The 15,430-nt window shown below is 44.3% G+C and carries 16 protein-coding genes; 6 read left to right on the top strand and 10 right to left on the bottom strand.

Annotated features, from left to right (window positions below):
* Nucleotides 1–150 precede the first annotated feature (150 nt).
* On the bottom strand, nucleotides 151–564 hold the full coding sequence (locus L3V43_RS22455) for a VOC family protein (RefSeq protein WP_174169629.1): 414 nt from the start codon (nucleotides 562–564) through the stop codon (nucleotides 151–153).
* A 166-nt stretch (nucleotides 565–730) separates the two neighbouring features.
* On the opposite strand from L3V43_RS22455, the gene L3V43_RS22450 reads away from it, so the two are divergent.
* The 3 genes from L3V43_RS22450 to katG all read left to right on the top strand — a co-directional run bounded on the left by L3V43_RS22450 (nucleotide 731) and on the right by katG (nucleotide 6,178).
* A complete protein-coding gene (locus L3V43_RS22450) occupies nucleotides 731–2,749 on the top strand; it encodes a S9 family peptidase (protein WP_237117430.1) in 2,019 nt (672 codons plus the stop codon).
* Nucleotides 2,750–2,851: 102 nt separating this feature from the next.
* Entirely contained in the window at nucleotides 2,852–3,625 is a 774-nt protein-coding gene (locus tag L3V43_RS22445; protein WP_174169631.1) for a class I SAM-dependent methyltransferase, read from the top strand.
* Nucleotides 3,626–3,955: 330 nt separating this feature from the next.
* Nucleotides 3,956–6,178 carry a catalase/peroxidase HPI gene (gene katG, locus L3V43_RS22440; RefSeq protein ID WP_235368462.1) on the top strand — a complete coding sequence of 741 codons (2,223 nt, stop codon included), beginning with the start codon at nucleotides 3,956–3,958 and terminating at the stop codon, nucleotides 6,176–6,178.
* Nucleotides 6,179–6,468: 290 nt separating this feature from the next.
* On the opposite strand, the gene L3V43_RS22435 is transcribed toward katG, so the two are convergent.
* Nucleotides 6,469–7,581, bottom strand: a complete 1,113-nt coding sequence (locus tag L3V43_RS22435; RefSeq protein WP_237117429.1) for a VarG family subclass B1-like metallo-beta-lactamase — start codon at nucleotides 7,579–7,581, stop codon at nucleotides 6,469–6,471.
* A gap of 111 nt (nucleotides 7,582–7,692) precedes the next feature.
* Between L3V43_RS22435 and L3V43_RS22430 the strand changes: the two genes are divergently transcribed.
* Nucleotides 7,693–8,625: a LysR family transcriptional regulator gene (locus L3V43_RS22430; RefSeq protein ID WP_237117428.1), complete on the top strand. Its 933-nt coding sequence runs from the start codon at nucleotides 7,693–7,695 to the stop codon at nucleotides 8,623–8,625.
* A 78-nt stretch (nucleotides 8,626–8,703) separates the two neighbouring features.
* Here L3V43_RS22430 and L3V43_RS22425 read toward each other — a convergent pair whose 3' ends face one another.
* The 5 genes from L3V43_RS22425 to L3V43_RS22405 form a co-directional block, all read right to left on the bottom strand.
* Nucleotides 8,704–9,159 (bottom strand): DUF3293 domain-containing protein, encoded by a 456-nt coding sequence (locus L3V43_RS22425; protein WP_237117427.1) that lies wholly within the window; start codon nucleotides 9,157–9,159, stop codon nucleotides 8,704–8,706.
* 111 nt (nucleotides 9,160–9,270) lie between these two features.
* Nucleotides 9,271–10,119 carry a lipase secretion chaperone gene (locus tag L3V43_RS22420; RefSeq protein ID WP_102058287.1) on the bottom strand — a complete coding sequence of 283 codons (849 nt, stop codon included), beginning with the start codon at nucleotides 10,117–10,119 and terminating at the stop codon, nucleotides 9,271–9,273.
* Nucleotides 10,116–11,033 (bottom strand): triacylglycerol lipase, encoded by a 918-nt coding sequence (locus tag L3V43_RS22415; protein ID WP_174169637.1) that lies wholly within the window; start codon nucleotides 11,031–11,033, stop codon nucleotides 10,116–10,118. The genes L3V43_RS22420 and L3V43_RS22415 overlap by 4 nt, the downstream gene beginning before the upstream one ends.
* Nucleotides 11,034–11,275: 242 nt before the next feature.
* Nucleotides 11,276–12,238: a phosphatidylinositol transfer protein gene (locus L3V43_RS22410; protein WP_237117426.1), complete on the bottom strand. Its 963-nt coding sequence runs from the start codon at nucleotides 12,236–12,238 to the stop codon at nucleotides 11,276–11,278.
* Nucleotides 12,239–12,395: 157 nt separating this feature from the next.
* Nucleotides 12,396–13,427: a nitronate monooxygenase gene (locus L3V43_RS22405; RefSeq protein ID WP_237117425.1), complete on the bottom strand. Its 1,032-nt coding sequence runs from the start codon at nucleotides 13,425–13,427 to the stop codon at nucleotides 12,396–12,398.
* Nucleotides 13,428–13,593: 166 nt separating this feature from the next.
* Here L3V43_RS22405 and L3V43_RS22400 point away from each other — a divergent pair, with 166 nt between their 5' ends.
* The gene (locus L3V43_RS22400) at nucleotides 13,594–14,037 is read left to right on the top strand and encodes a GNAT family N-acetyltransferase (protein WP_095729096.1); all 444 of its coding nucleotides are present in this window, start codon (nucleotides 13,594–13,596) and stop codon (nucleotides 14,035–14,037) included.
* Between the two features lie 87 nt (nucleotides 14,038–14,124).
* Entirely contained in the window at nucleotides 14,125–14,640 is a 516-nt protein-coding gene (locus L3V43_RS22395) for a hypothetical protein (RefSeq protein ID WP_237117424.1), read from the top strand.
* A gap of 103 nt (nucleotides 14,641–14,743) precedes the next feature.
* On the opposite strand, the gene L3V43_RS22390 is transcribed toward L3V43_RS22395, so the two are convergent.
* The 3 genes from L3V43_RS22390 to L3V43_RS22380 all read right to left on the bottom strand — a co-directional run.
* The gene (locus L3V43_RS22390; RefSeq protein ID WP_010375685.1) at nucleotides 14,744–14,950 is read right to left on the bottom strand and encodes an EF-hand domain-containing protein; all 207 of its coding nucleotides are present in this window, start codon (nucleotides 14,948–14,950) and stop codon (nucleotides 14,744–14,746) included.
* Nucleotides 14,951–14,959: 9 nt separating this feature from the next.
* Entirely contained in the window at nucleotides 14,960–15,181 is a 222-nt protein-coding gene (locus L3V43_RS22385; protein ID WP_010375684.1) for a crotonobetainyl-CoA--carnitine CoA-transferase, read from the bottom strand.
* Nucleotides 15,182–15,230: 49 nt separating this feature from the next.
* Nucleotides 15,231–15,430, bottom strand: a 200-nt coding sequence (locus tag L3V43_RS22380; protein ID WP_237117423.1) for an EF-hand domain-containing protein, incomplete at its 5' end; no start/stop codon positions are given.

Below are 15,430 nucleotides of genomic sequence, written 5' to 3'. Positions count from 1 at the left end.
TCATTCCTTATCCAAACCTCAGGTTAAGTAATAACAGAGCTGTGCTCACCAAATGAGGGCGGATCATTTGTTTTTAAAAACACTAGATCTCCCTCATTCTAACCACTCGCTATAGCTATAACATGGGTAACACTTACGCTTCTTAGCAAGTTAATCACTATTACGCTCAGAAGGCAGATCACTCATATATTCCACAAACTCAATTTCATATCCAGCTGGATCAATAAAGTAAACGTTTTTTCGGTGTGGATGCTGCGCCCCGACTTTATCGACCGCATAACCCGCTTCGGTTAGCCTATTAACGACACGCTCGATACTTTGAACCACATAGGCAAAATGTGCCAAGCCGACTTGGTGACCTTCGAGTGCTCTGTTGTGACCCTCACCGTGATCGCTAAACGCTATATAATGATAGTCATCACCAAAGTGCAGCCATGTTCGTGCTTTGCCGTACCACTCGCCTTGCCCTTTGCTTCTAACTTTCCAGTGAGGAAATGCGGCGCGATAAAAGTGAAGCACCTCTTCTAGGTCGCTAACTACCAAATTTACGTGTTCTAAGTACATATCATCCTCTTCATTATAAATTTCGTTAACTGCTGGCAACGATAAAACCGCAAGCTAAGTTGAGGTAAAGCACTTTTTTATAGACTTTTAATTTGTTCACCGCAAAGAGTTGATTAAGCTGCAATATCGCGCATAGTGGAAATGATAATTAGAAACAGGATGAGTCATGAAATACTTTCTAGCAGGCGTCGCGATTGCGAGCTCAGCTTGCGCTGTGCAAGCCGCATCGCTTGAGCCAACCGATATATTTAATCTTGAATATGCTAATCAAATTGACATCACCAATGACGGTGACAAAGTCTTCTTCGTGCGCAACCGCATGGATATAAAAAGTGATAGAAAAGTCGGTAATATCTGGTCTGTAGACCTTGCTACCAACGCAATGCAGCCAGTTACCTCTGGATTGCACATGGATTATTCTCCTGTGCTGTCGCCTAGTAATGATCGCATCGCTTTTGTTTCTACTCGCGACGGTAGCAGCCAAATTTATGTGAAATGGTTAGCAACCGGTGCCATTGCCAAGATCAGCAATTTAGCTCATGGACCATCAGGACTACATTGGTCACCAGATGGTAAAAGCTTATACTTTAGCCAGTTTGTTCCCAGCCAAAAGGCACCACCGGTATCTGTTACAGGAAAACCCAAGGGGGCAGAATGGGCAAAACCACCCGTATTTATCGATGAGGTATATTATCGCGCCGACGGTGCTGGTTATACCGAACCGGGCTTTAATCATATTTTCAAAATTGACGCCAACGGTGGCAACGCAAAACAGTTAACCTCAGGCAACTTTGATCATGGCGGCGAACTGAGTTTTGCTGATGACGCAAAGGCACTGTATTTTTCGGCTAATCGCCACAAGGATAACCAATTAAACCCAACCAACAGCGAAGTCTATAAGCTAGACCTAAACTCGCTCGAAATCACAGCGGTAACTGACCGAGTTGGCCCAGATAATCACCCCGAGGTGTCACCTAATGGCCGCTATCTGGCTTACCTTGGTTATGATGATAAAAAAACCAATTACGAGAATAGCCTACTCTATGTCAAAGATCTCAAATCCGGCGAAACCAAAACCTATGCAGCCGATTTAGATAGAAGCCTTGCCTCTGTCACTTGGGCCGCCAACAGCCGTGGTGTCTATGTAAGTTACGACAGTGAAGGGAAAACCACACTTGGCTACCAGCCGTTAAAAGGGCGTTTTGAGCAGATAACGGATGCCATTGGTAGTGTTAGTTTTGGTCGCCCCTATTCAGGTGGTGACTATGCCATCAGTGATCGTGGACTAGTGGCTTTTACACTTGCAGATACCCAGCGCCCTGCCGATGTCGCAATTGTAAAACGCGGCGAGCCAAGACCAATTACAAAGCTTAACGAAGATGCCCTTGGCGATAAAACACTGGCAAAAGTTGAAGAAGTTTGGCTAAAGTCGACACATGATCAACTGCCAATTCAAGCTTGGGTCGCCTACCCTCCAGGGTTCGATAAATCTAAAAAGTATCCGCTCGTACTTGAGATCCACGGTGGCCCAGTTGCAAACTATGGCCCACATTTTAGCGCCGAAGTACAACTTTTTGCCGCCCAAGGCAGCGTCGTGCTTTACATGAATCCACGAGGCAGCGACTCCTACGGCAAAGAGTTTGCTCAAACTATCCACCATAACTACCCAAGCCATGACTTTGACGACCTAATGACAGGTGTCGATCACCTGATTGGCGAAGGCTATATAGACAAAGACCGCTTGTTTGTTACGGGCGGTTCAGGTGGCGGCGTACTCACTGCGTGGACTGTCGGTCACACGGATAGATTCGCAGCAGCGGTCGTAGCAAAGCCGGTGATTAACTGGTATAGCTTTGTATTAACTGCAGATTTCTATCCATTTTTTGCGGACTACTGGTTCCCAGGAAAACCATGGGAGCACATGGAACATTATATGAAACGCTCGCCTATTAGCTATGTGGGTAATGTAAAAACCCCAACCATGCTACTGACAGGTGAAGCGGATTATCGTACGCCAATTTCAGAAACCGAGCAGTATTATCAGGCGCTTAAGCTACAAGGTGTAGAAACAGCTATGGTCAGAATTCCAGATGCCTCACACGGAATCACCAAAAGGCCATCCAACCTGCTAAACAAAGTGGCTTATATTCAGTGGTGGTTCGACAAGCACGATCCGAAGAAATAAACAGGATCCCAACCAAGCCGGGGCAGCCTTGCCTCGGTTTCTTTACTAATTTATCTAACTTGTTTATTGTTAAAGAAAATCCACAAAAATAGGGAATTCAATATGGATTATGTCTCTCTCAATCGTGCGGCATGGGAAGAACGAGCCAAGGCACATTTTGACTCTGAGTTTTATGACGTCAATCGCTTTTTACAAGGTACCTCTTCACTCAATCCCATAGAATGTGAGCTACTTGGTAATGTATCAGGCAAGAGTCTGCTTCACCTACAATGTCACTTCGGCTTAGATAGCCTGTCATTCGCAAGGCTGGGGGCTAAGGTAACAGGTGTCGACTTTTCGACAGAAGCCATTACCCGAGCAAATACATTGGCTCAGCAAACTGGGCTTGATGCCAGTTTTATCTGTCAGGATATCGCGCAATTTGGGCTTGAGAATACCACACAATTCGACATTGTCTTTGCATCCTATGGCACCATCTGCTGGTTGCAAGATTTATCTCAGTGGGCTGCCACTATTGCCCGTGCATTGAAGCCCGGCGGTCAGTTTTGTTTCGTGGAGTTTCACCCAAGCATTGACCTTCATTTGGGTTACCCTTATTTCCCACAAACTCAGCCTGATATTAGCGAAGAATCAACCTATACCGAAAACCACCAAGATAGCAAACAAACCATTGCGACTTGGCCACACTCAATCGCCGAAGTGATGCAGTCCTTAATGCAAGCTGGTCTTACAATTACCCACTTCGATGAGCACCCTTTTAGTCCATATAACTGCTTTGAAGGTTTAGAGGCAGTGTCTGGACAAGGCTTTCAGTTATTGAGTAAAGGGCATCAAGTTCCATTGCTATTTTCAATATTGGCGAATAAAGCGGAGTAGGACTCATTACTCCGCCGTATATTTTTTCATACCCAATACAATTACGAGACTATTAAGCACTATCTTTGTGCACCTAGCTAGCTACCAAAATTCAATATGATCTTACAAGCTTTCTGTTTTAAGCCAATTATTGCAAAAGACTAAATTAAAGTTTTACTTCAAAAATATTCTTGCTATAGAAAATAAATATAACACTTTGATAAGTTAGATTTTTTATCGATTTATTTTTCCGAACATACCAATTTGTTTTTCTGGATTTTCTCTTTTTAATTTGTGAACTAAAGTTTAACACGCAGTTTGAGACACACTTTAATTACGAGGGAAAACCCCATGAATAGAAAATCTAGAACGATGTTGTCTGCCGTAGCGCTCGCAGTAACAACAACGCTATCAGCCCCGAGCTTTGCTGCAATGAGCGAAGCGAAAACCAACCAATTTTGGTGGCCAGAACAACTAAACCTAAGCCCATTAAGACAACACAGCCCAGAATCCAACCCTTATGGCGCAAGCTTTGACTATGCCGCTGAATTTAGCAAACTAGATCTTAAGCAAGTCAAAAAAGACATTGAGCAAACACTCACTGATTCGCAAGACTGGTGGCCTGCCGACTGGGGTCATTATGGTCCCTTTATGATCCGTATGGCATGGCATAGCGCTGGGGTCTATCGTGTACACGATGGCCGTGGTGGCTCGGCAGGTGGCCAACAACGTTTCGATCCGTTAAACAGCTGGCCTGATAACGCGAACTTAGACAAAGCAAGACGATTATTGTGGCCGATTAAACAAAAATACGGCCGTAGCCTATCGTGGGCAGACTTAATGGTCTTAGCGGGCAACGTTGCGCTTGAGTCAATGGGCTTTAAGACCTTTGGTTTCGCCGGTGGCCGTCAAGACGATTGGGAACCTGATTTAGTTTATTGGGGGCCAGAAGATGCTTTCTTAAAAGACGAGCGTCGTGACAAAAAAGGTAAACTAAAGGGCCCATTGGCAGCAGTTGAAATGGGACTTATTTATGTCAACCCTGAAGGCCCACACGGTAAACCAGACCCATTACTTGCCGCAAAAGATATTCGCATGTCATTTGGTCGCATGGCCATGAACGACGAAGAAGTGGTCGCACTTATCGCGGGTGGTCACACCTTTGGTAAAGCACATGGCGCGAAAAAGCCGTCTGATTGTGTGGGTAAAGAACCAGCCGCAGCAGAGATTGAAGCACAAGGCCTAGGTTGGAAAAATAAATGCGGCACGGGTAAAGGTGCAGACACCACAACAAGCGGTTTAGAAGGGGCTTGGACGGTCACACCAACTCAATGGTCAACCAATTATCTCGACAACCTAATGAACTTCAACTGGGTAATGACAAAAAGCCCAGCAGGTGCGACCCAATGGATCCCTGACAACAAAGCTGCGGCAAACCTAGTGCCAGACGCCCACATTGAAGGTAAACGCCATGCACCAATAATGTTCACCACGGATTTAGCATTAAAATTTGACCCTGAATATCGTAAGGTCATTGAACGCTTCCGCAAAGATCCAAAGCAATATGAGTTGGCGTTCGCGAAGGCTTGGTTCAAATTGACCCACCGTGATATGGGTCCAAGAGCCCGTTATGTGGGTTCAGAAGTACCAAGCGAAGTACTGACTTGGCAAGATCCAATTCCAAAAGCGGATTACAAGATGATTGATAACAAGGACATCAGCGCACTGAAAAAATCAATCTTGAACTCAGGTCTAACAAAGCAAGAACTGATCAGAACGGCATGGTCGGCAGCATCTAGCCACCGTGTTACTGATATGCGTGGTGGTGCAAACGGTGGCCGTTTACGCCTCGAGCCTCAGGTAAGTTGGGAGGTAAACAACCCTGACGAAGTAAACAAAGTGCTAGCTACATTGACGGACATTCAAACCCGCTTTAATAAGCGCGCTGGCAAAAAAGCAGTCTCTATTGCCGACTTGATTGTATTAGGTGGTTCTGCAGCAGTTGAAAAAGCCGCAAACGACGCAGGTTACAAAGTAAATGTAGCGTTTAAACCGGGCCGTACCGATGCCTCACAAGCACAAACGGACGTCTTATCATTTAGCTATCTGGAGCCAAAGGCAGACGCGTTCCGTAACTATTACAGTGATGAAGCGTTTATGTCACCAACTGAAATGTTAGTAGACAAAGCCAATATGCTGGACTTATCTGTACCTGAAATGACGGTACTATTAGGCGGCCTACGTAGCTTAGACGCAAACTACAAAGGCGCAGAGCACGGTGTATTTACTGACAAACCAGGTCAGTTGAGCAACGACTTCTTTGTTAACCTGCTAGATATGTCGACTAAATGGTCAAAGGTAGAGGGGCAAGAAGGCTTATACGAAGGCCGTGACCGTAAAACTGGAGAGATAAAATGGACGGCAACACCGGTTGATTTAATCTTTGGTTCTAACTCTGAGCTTCGCGCAATTACCGAAGTCTATGCATCGGACGATGCCAAACAGAAGTTTGTAGACGATTTTATCGCCGCTTGGGTGAAGGTAATGCAACTAGACCGCTTTGACTTAAAATAAACCAATTAAGTAGAGCAAACAGGGCCTGATTTAGGCCCTGTTTTTTATTCGTGCTGCACATCTACTAAGGTCAAAATATAGCTAACATGCGTTTTCGCACCACATGCCCGCAGTGTTTTCACCAGACAATTTGTAAATTAGTTTCAGGTACTAGAGACCCTCGTGTAGACAAATATGGTTGATAATTTATCTGACTGGCCATGGGTAGTTGGCTTTATGTAATAGGTAGAGAGCCAGTTCTTCAATTTAGTTGATGCACAAAAAATCGGCGCTTAGCGCGCCGAGTGAACTTAATGATCAATCATATCAGCCAAAATGATGGCTGCGTGGGTTTCCACCGCACCTGAATCGAAACCATACATGTGCCCATATTTGTTCGCTAGCTCGGAATGCACATTATTGATGATCTCTTCTTGCCAGCGTTTGAACCAAATGAAGTGGTTGCCGTCACTAAAAACTGGGGTGTAGGGCGCAACTTCTAATTGTTTACCGACTTCCGTTCTAACATCAGCAATGTATTCCAGCAGATCTTTTACGTCCTTTTTTGAACCTATATTGCCATGACCGCCATTAATAAAGTTCCAGTGCTTACTGAGCGGTTTCCTCAGAAGATTTTGTAGATCCACTTCGTAACCATGGAAATCTTCCGCTCCCGCAAAATTGTAAAACGGCAGCTGATCAGGGTTAATCATGTCAGCGAAATGCAGCACGCGATCGCTTGGAATTAGAATCATCGTGTTATCCGGTGTGTGACCAGAACCTTCTGGTGCCATCATCTTCAGCCTTATTGAGCCAAATTTGACCGTTCTAGCTCTTTTCAAATCGTACATTTCATTTGGTGCAGGAACTTTAGGGGTTCTCACACCGTTTTCGTTCAATTCAGCGTGAAGGTTGATCTTGTCAGCAACGGTTTGACTCGCGATAACACGGACACGCCCCACCCTTGGGTAATTTTTCTTAATTAAGTCAATAAGTTGATTACCTCCACCTACATGATCTAGGTGATAATGAGAGTACATAATAGCAGTGATCGGCTTATTGGTGATGGATTGAATACCTCGAAACAGCGCATCAATACGACCATCACCAAGAGGGTCAATCAGCAACACCGAGTCTTTGGACACCACAACGGTAGCGTTGTAGTAATTTACTCCGATCCAGTAGGTGTTTTTACCCAATTTCTGTACAGTGAATTTACTGTCATCAAACTGGCGTTCATAAAGGTTATTGATTTTTTGGCCGATTTTTAGCGAGTGCTTTGCTGATGGTTCAACTTCGAGTTGAGCCGTTTCACCAGGGAATAAAATCGCGTGTTGGTTATTATGGTCATGGCCTATCGCACTGACATTAAAAGTAAACACTGCAGCAGCAATAGGGGTTAAAGCTAGGGTGGGTAGTTTCATTTTTCTCTCCTCAATAAGATGAAAAAAAGATAAAACAAAAACAAACATATCAAAAATGCATGTTTGTTATAGTATGTAGATCATTTACGCATAATTTTATACGGTGATGGCATGGGTGTACCTGAGTTGAATCTACGCAGTATTGACTTAAATCTGTTAACGATCTTAGAGAAGGTGTTGATCCACAAGCATATTAGTCAAGCCGCTCATGCATTAAACATGAGCCAGCCAGCAGTGAGCCGAGCCCTGATGCGCTTGCGAAAGCAATTTGGTGATCCATTGTTGGTAAAGGTGAAAAATGAGTACCGTTTAACTGCAAAAGGCGAGCGCCTTCGTAGCGAACTGGAACTATCACTCACTACAATTCGTCATATGTTGGTGGATGATGAGTTTGACCCTCTGCAATACTCGGGCGTGTTCACTATAGGGGCGCTGGATTTCGAAATGATGATGATTGTGCCGAAATTGTTGGCGCGCTTTCAACAGCGAGCTCCAAATTTGAAATTACAAATTGTGTCTTACAACTCGTTTATACCGCTTCATGACTACTTGGAAAAGGTGGCGGATTTATTACTGTATTCCACAGATGAGACACCTACCAACGTATTTAAACAGCGTTTATTTAATGATAATTATGCCATAGTAATGTGTTGTCAGCATCAATGGGCTCATCAGCCCATGACGTTAGCGCGCTATTGCCAGAGCCGACATCTAATCGTTTCTGGTAATGGCTTGTGCAAAACGGATATGGATCATGAGCTAAAAAGGTTGGGTGCTCAGCGAGAAGTAGTGGCATCTTTGCCACATTTTTCGATGGTGCCGGAGTTATTGATTAACACGGATCTGATTGCCACTTTACCAAAGCGTCTGGTCACTCATTTAAGTAGACGTTATGACATCACGGTAGCCGATTTACCGTTCCACACTGCCGATTTTCAAGTTGAACAATTTTGGCATCTCATTCATCACAATAGCCCAATCCACCAGTGGGTGAGGCAGGAAATAAAAAGCTTGGTGGATGAAGAAATCGGTGAAACGGCGTGAGGCGACTTGATTGAATCGCCTCTTCACTCGTTCTCTCAACTGAGCATTATCTTTATCGATAGCCCTGTTATTAAACGGCTAAACAGCGCCTCGCGCAGCTAGACATCCAGAGTTATTTTTAGGCAATGCTACAAAGCAAAGCCGAGATGCGAACTTATCCGTCACCACATCGCTTTGTGCTTTATCGCTACTGTTATAGAGGTGCAAGTGATTATTTTCGACAAAATAAAGTCCCAATTGGTTTAATCGTGCCGCCCACCGAAACCCCGATGCTAAATCACACTTTATATAAACACTTAACTCTCGATATTGCATTTGCTGATCACCGCCCCACAGCAACTGATAAGGCACATTTGCGCGCTGTAAAGCCCCTTGCCAAAATCGTGATAAGCGCTGATTTTCATCTTTACAAAGTACCTTTCCATGTGGATTCCAAAGGCTCAAGATAGCGCCCCGTGTATCAAAGCGGGTTGGCCGTAACGGTTGAAAATATACTTGTAAATAAAGCTGCCACAGGTTTGGTTCAATTTTCATGTTTTACTGCTTGTTTGATTGTATTGACCAGTTATCAAGATGGGCTCATGGCTGCTGGTTCGGCTGCTCCATGTAACCGGCCTATACATCTTATCAATAACTAAAAAATTATCACTTAACCAATACAGCAACTCGCTTTTGCTCGTTCTCCGTGAAGGTTTGTTTGAGTAGTAACTCGACTCTTTCTTTTGCGATTTGGCTATCACCAAGCTCGGCTAGAATATTTTGCTTTTGCAGCATAAAGCTTTGTAGTTTTTGCTGCCAATGCTGTTGTTGCTTCTGGACTTCAAGTATACGAGTTGCGGCTTTATCGCCATATTCAGCACTTAGTTCGTTATAGTGTTTTTGCTGCCAGTTTGCGTTTAGGGTGTGTAACTGGGCTGAGGTTTGAAATAACACTTGTTCACGCTTTGGAAGCCCACTGATATGCGTCTCAATTAATTGCTGCTTTTGCGATTCAGATATAGATGCGTCTGACAAAATTTGCCAGCGACTCAAAGCTTGCGTATCCCACGCATTAGCATCTTCAAACCAAACTGCTATCACTTCATCCGTAAAAAATTGCCGCTGCAGTGCGTGTAGCAGCTCAACACGTTCTAGTAGATTAAGATGCGTATCCACATCAATTAAGGCCTGCTTAAATTGCACGTAGAGACCTGCAACTTCGTGAAGGCATTGTGGTAATAATTCCAGATAAGCTTGCCACTGCTCGGCTTGGTTATGGTTTTGTAGCTCAAAAAGCCAATCGTCGATTTGATGCTTATGCTGTTTATTAATGGTCTCACAATGTACGCTTACAGATGCACTCCTTGTGGGTTGTGGGACCTTATGCGCATCATTTTTCAGCTCAGATAACTCCGCGAACCGGGGAACATGACGCGGCGTCTCTTGCTGTTCACTCTCGATATAAACCAGCGACAGCATAGTCAAAATGATTAGCAAAAGGCCCCACTTTTTCATAGCGCCAAACCTTTTAAGCGGCGAATATGCTGGCGATAAACGGTTAATGGGTCTGTTTCGAACAAGTGATGAATACCAATGGTGTGGTTTACCTGATCTAAATGGTTCATTTTGAATTGGTTATTGATCACCTGACCTAAATTACTAGAACAAGCTGATACTAGGCCGTCGTTGGCCTCATCAAAAACTTGAGAGAACAGTGCAAGTGCGTTGTCAGCGGGGTCAAATACGTTGGTCCATGCTTTGCTGCCACTCCATGAAAAATAATGCACGCCATTGCTCGCTAGACTTTGCGTTTCGCCACAATAATGACTTGGCACACCCTCTGGGTATTTTTGGTTAAATGCTAATGTGCCAGCCGTGGTCAAAGCACCTAGTGCTTCGAGTGCGTCTTTTGGTGCGGTGGCTTTACCAGATAGCAAATCAATTAACCCCGCAAGGCCGTTAGCAAGCGACGCTAAAAACTGCTCCGAAAATGAACCATTGTCTACTCCACCGCGAACAACATCAGCAAAACGGCTACCCCAGTTTACGCCACCAATACTAGTCGCTGAGGCCACCCACTCAGGTTTAACTGAGGCAACGTAGCGAATAGTTTGCGCGCCTTGGCTGTGACCAATTAAATTAACTTTGTCTTTACCCGTTAATGCTCGAACCAACGCAACTTGCTCTAGTAGTTGCTCACCACGCAATTCTGAATTATGGGCTGATGATACTTCTGCAACATAAACCTGCCCTCCTTCATCATGGATCACTTGTGGTACGCGATAAAAATAATCTACTCCGAGCAGATTATCAAAACCAAACAGACCGTGAACTAATACCACGGGATACTCTAATTCCTCACCGCTGTGGGCGGGAGAGGTAACGATCGATAGCAACCCAAGCAGGGCGCTGAGAATTAACCTTTTCATGTACTTGCTCCAATTATTACAATTTAGTAACAAATAAACTTTAGATTACAATGGTCAGAGGTCAAGCCAGAATAGTGTGAAAAATGAAATTTTGATGAATGTTACGTAAACAAAAGTAAATAATGGCAGTGTAAGTTAGTACCTAGGCCCAGAGGTTAGCACGCACAGGGTACCCCCAAAAGAAGCCAAAATACGGCTCCTTTTGAGAATTTCTAAAAATTAGATTCAATCGAGGATAAGGTCTACAAGCAGTCAGCATAAGGATAAGTTGTGAGCTCACCTAAATGCACTTGGTAACTATTGCCGGTAATAGCTGTGGTACCGTAATACCCGGCATCAGAACCAATAGTAAACGCCTCTGAAGCTGGGATCCCGGCTTTGATAAAGGCTTCAGCATCTGTTTTGGCATTACCATAAGCACGAACGACATCAATGCCCTGCGCCTTTAAGCGATTAATCTCCGCAGTTTTATATTCTGCTGTTTTAAACAAACTGGTTTCATTACTGAGTGATGTGCGTAGAAAGCCTTGCGGTAAGCCCATCCAATTTAACCAACCGCGCGTCCCTTTAGCATACCAATACACTCTGGCTGTCAAAAATACGGGTTGATAGCCCAAATCAAGATAGTGACGAACTAAATCATAAGCGCCATCTTTGGGGTCGGCATGATCTATTCCGGTATAGTCGCCAATTTGCTCGGCATCGGATTCGGTTAATGTGCCATCGATGTCAAACAGGACCGCTTGAGTGCCTGGCTCAACAACCGTGACATAACCTTGTGCACCGGTGCCATCAGCTGGTACGCCTGCATATATACGATACTGACCTGCCGATAACTCGGGCAAGGTGATAAACGCCTTGCCATCGCCATTGGTTGTTTGCTCACCAAGATACTGCCAATTTGTGTCCGACTCAGCACGGTAGTAAAACTCCACCGACTCGAATTCCAAGTCTTTATGAGTGATGCTACCGTAGTCAAATTTAGCAGTGATCTGAGTTGAAGCACCGGCAGCGGTTACTTGATCGTGCACCATATGGTAACTCGGCAACCAAGATAAGTATTTGTTAAACGAGCTAGAAAAGCTACGCTTGACCATATTAGGTGCAGCATAATGGGTTTCTAATGCGGTAATACTTGGGCAAGTAGGGGTTGCCAGTGATGAAAAAGAGGCAAATAACGCTGCGGTTAAAATAGAATGTCTCATGCACGACTCCGTGTTTATTATTGTCATAACGAATACGTCACCCAAGCAAATAATCGACTTACGTAGGTAACAAAGAGCAAGGCACAACAGAGTTGGCCTTGTCATAAAACGCTAGAGCATAAACTCGAAATGTGTCAAATTTGTTAATTTAAATATTTTATTTAACATTCCATAGATATTCTACCATCTCTTGTGTACTGACTTCCATACAACCTTGGCGGTTAACGCCTGCCCAAAGGGGGCTAAAATCGCCGCATCCTTGCTTTTCAGCAGCAGCGCGCAATGGCGTCAAAGCAGCTGATGCATATGGAAAAGTCGGTACGTCTTCGTTAATGAAGTTAAGATCTATCATTAGCCGATTTTCAATCCCACGGGCAGGGCGACCAGAAAACACATTGGTCACGGCAGACGGCTCAGCCAGTGATTTAAGTGCATCACGATGTACCAAAGAGGTGCTTGCTTCATCACACAGTAAGAAGCAGGTGCCGATTTGTGTTCCACAGGCACCCAATTCGTGCATCATAGTAACATCATGATGAGAAGCAATCCCCCCGGCAGCCACTACAGGCACAGATAGCGCATCACTAAGGATAGTTACTAATTGTCGAGTATGCAGTTGAGACTCAAGTTTTGTCTCGGTGAAGGTTGCCCTATGCCCACCCGCTTCAATCCCTTGCGCTATCACAATGTCTGCACCATTTTCAGCTAACCATATTCCCTCTTCCAAGGTCGTTGCGGAAGACAAAATAGTCGTCCCCCACGATTTTACGAGCTCGACCAGTTCAGTATCAGGAAGCCCAAAATGAAAACTGATCACGGGAGGTTTATAAGGCGCAATGGCCTCAGCCATTTCCCTATCAAATGGGCGTCTTAAGATCCCCATTTCATCAGTAGGTGTTAACTCAAGCTCATCGTAATATGAAGCCAGCTTTTTCTTCCACTTGTCTTGCTGATAAGGGTCAGGCTCCGGCATCTCATGGCAAAAAAAGTTAAGGTTATATGGGCCTGAAGCATATGCTTTAAAATGCTCAATTTCTACAACGACCTGCTCTTTACTCAGCATCCCACAAGGGATTGAGCCGAGTATTCCGGCATTGGTCGCTGCGACCGCTAAGCGCCAATTTTGCACACCTGCCATTGGCGCTTGGATCATAGGAATGGAGATATTAAGTAATCTGGTAAGCTGCATCACAAGGTCCTTGTTTTAGGCAAAACGACATAAAGCCGAAGGTGCTTTCCAGTGTGGGGAAGAAGCGCTTAACGGTCAATGATTGTGCGGCTAATAAAGCAAACTTTCTCTTGCCAAAACAACCATATTTGAAATAGTGTTTCTATAACAATACAAGGACGCCGTGATGAATATCTCTCTAAGAGCCATTGATAAACAAAACTACGAAGCCATTTGCGATTTAGATGTCAGCCCTGAGCAGCAAGATTTGGTAGCCTGCAACATGTTTTCCATCGTGGAATCAAAATTTAATGATGGCTATACCACACGCGCAATTTATCAAGATGATGAAGCTGTTGGGATGCTAATGTGGGTACAAGAGAGTATAGAGCGCATCTCCATTTGGCGCTTTATGGTTGATCAGCAATTTCAGCAACAAGGGATTGGGCGTAAAGCACTCACCCTCGCACTCGAAGAAATCAAGCAGACACCAAACCTTGCCACCATAGAAATCTGTTATGTACCAAGTAACCCCGTTGCCAAACCATTTTACGCAAGTTTTGGCTTTCAAGAAATTGGAATCAATGAAGACGATGGTGAGATGCTAGCGGTGATCAAGCTACCTCTATAATAAGTTGTAATTTATGGTAATTTGCGCAAATGAAACATTAGGTTAAACTCACTTAAAAATGTAAGTTGGCCAATTAAAGGAATTACCATGCACGAGCATACTAAACGCATTTGTGATTTTCTCACCGAAATCCAGCTACCTTTTCGATTTCATGAAGTCGAGGAAAATACGTTTTTACCGGGTCTAAAAACGGTAATGGGCACGCTCTATATTGATAATGAGAAATTGCGATATCCAGGTGATATATTGCACGAAGCTGGCCATATCGCCGTATGCGAGCCAATATTCCGCGGCCAACTTCATAAAGATGTGTATAAAAATGGCCTAAAAAATGGCCGAGAGAAACAAGCCATGCAAGGCGAAGAAATGGCCGCCATTGCTTGGTCGGTTGCCGCAATCCAATATATTGGATTGCCTCTAGAGGTCGTATTACATAAGGATGGCTATAAAGGCGCTAGCGCTAGCTTCGTAATTGCTTTTAAGGAAGGAAACGGATTCGGCTACCCATTACTCAGTGCGTGGAATATGACTTGCCCAAAGCAAGGCTTTCCTAAAATGCAGAAATGGATCCGCGAGCTTCGTTGGATCAATGAATTAAGTTAATCTATTCCCTATCTACATCTTAAGCTGTCTAGTAGCTCGAAATAAAAAAGCCCGACCACAAAGTCGAGCTTGGGGAGGCGTGGCGCTTTGGATTGCCACTTGCTTACTGATTAAATTCTTTCTCAGACAGTTTGCCATCTCCGTCGCTGTCGAGCTTATCAAAGATTGAAGCAAGAGATTCTGACAGTGACGCTTCACTTTTAGAAATAAAACCATCTTTGTCTAAGTCAAAATCGTTAAATTCTGCTGCCATTGCTGAGCCGGCAAAAAGTACTGTGGCGGCTGTAATTGCTGTTGCTAACTTTTTCATTGTGACCTCCTAGCCTTTAAAGTTAGAGAATTCAGAAGCACTTAGCTGACCATTTTTGTCTGCATCTAGCTTCTCGAACTGACCAAGTAGTGTTGACGATACTGATGCTTCTTGCTGGCTGATCTGCCCGTCTTTATCCTTGTCTACATCTTGAAATGACAAGGTTGCTGCCAGTGCCATCGTACTCACCAATACACCTATGGTCGTTGCACATACCGTTCTAAGTTTCATAGCCATTCTCCTCACTATGCCCGTCTCTCATTGCGGCTCTAGTCGCAAATTAACCTTTAAAGTTAGAGAACTCAGTTTCGTTTAGTTCTCCGTCAGCGTTTACATCTAAGTCTTTAAACTGTTCGATAAGCGCTGTATTTACTTTTGCTTCACTCATGCTAATAGCACCGTTGCCATCTGTGTCATAGCTTGCGAAATCTTCACCAGCAATAGTATTTGCTGAAGCCAATGTTAGACCTGTGATTGATA

Origin of the sequence: Pseudoalteromonas sp. L23 (assembly GCF_021728455.1) — a bacterium.
GTDB lineage: Bacteria > Pseudomonadota > Gammaproteobacteria > Enterobacterales > Alteromonadaceae > Pseudoalteromonas.
The sequence above is the reverse complement of the archived record's forward strand: the minus strand, read 5'-3'. Positions and strand labels throughout refer to the sequence as shown.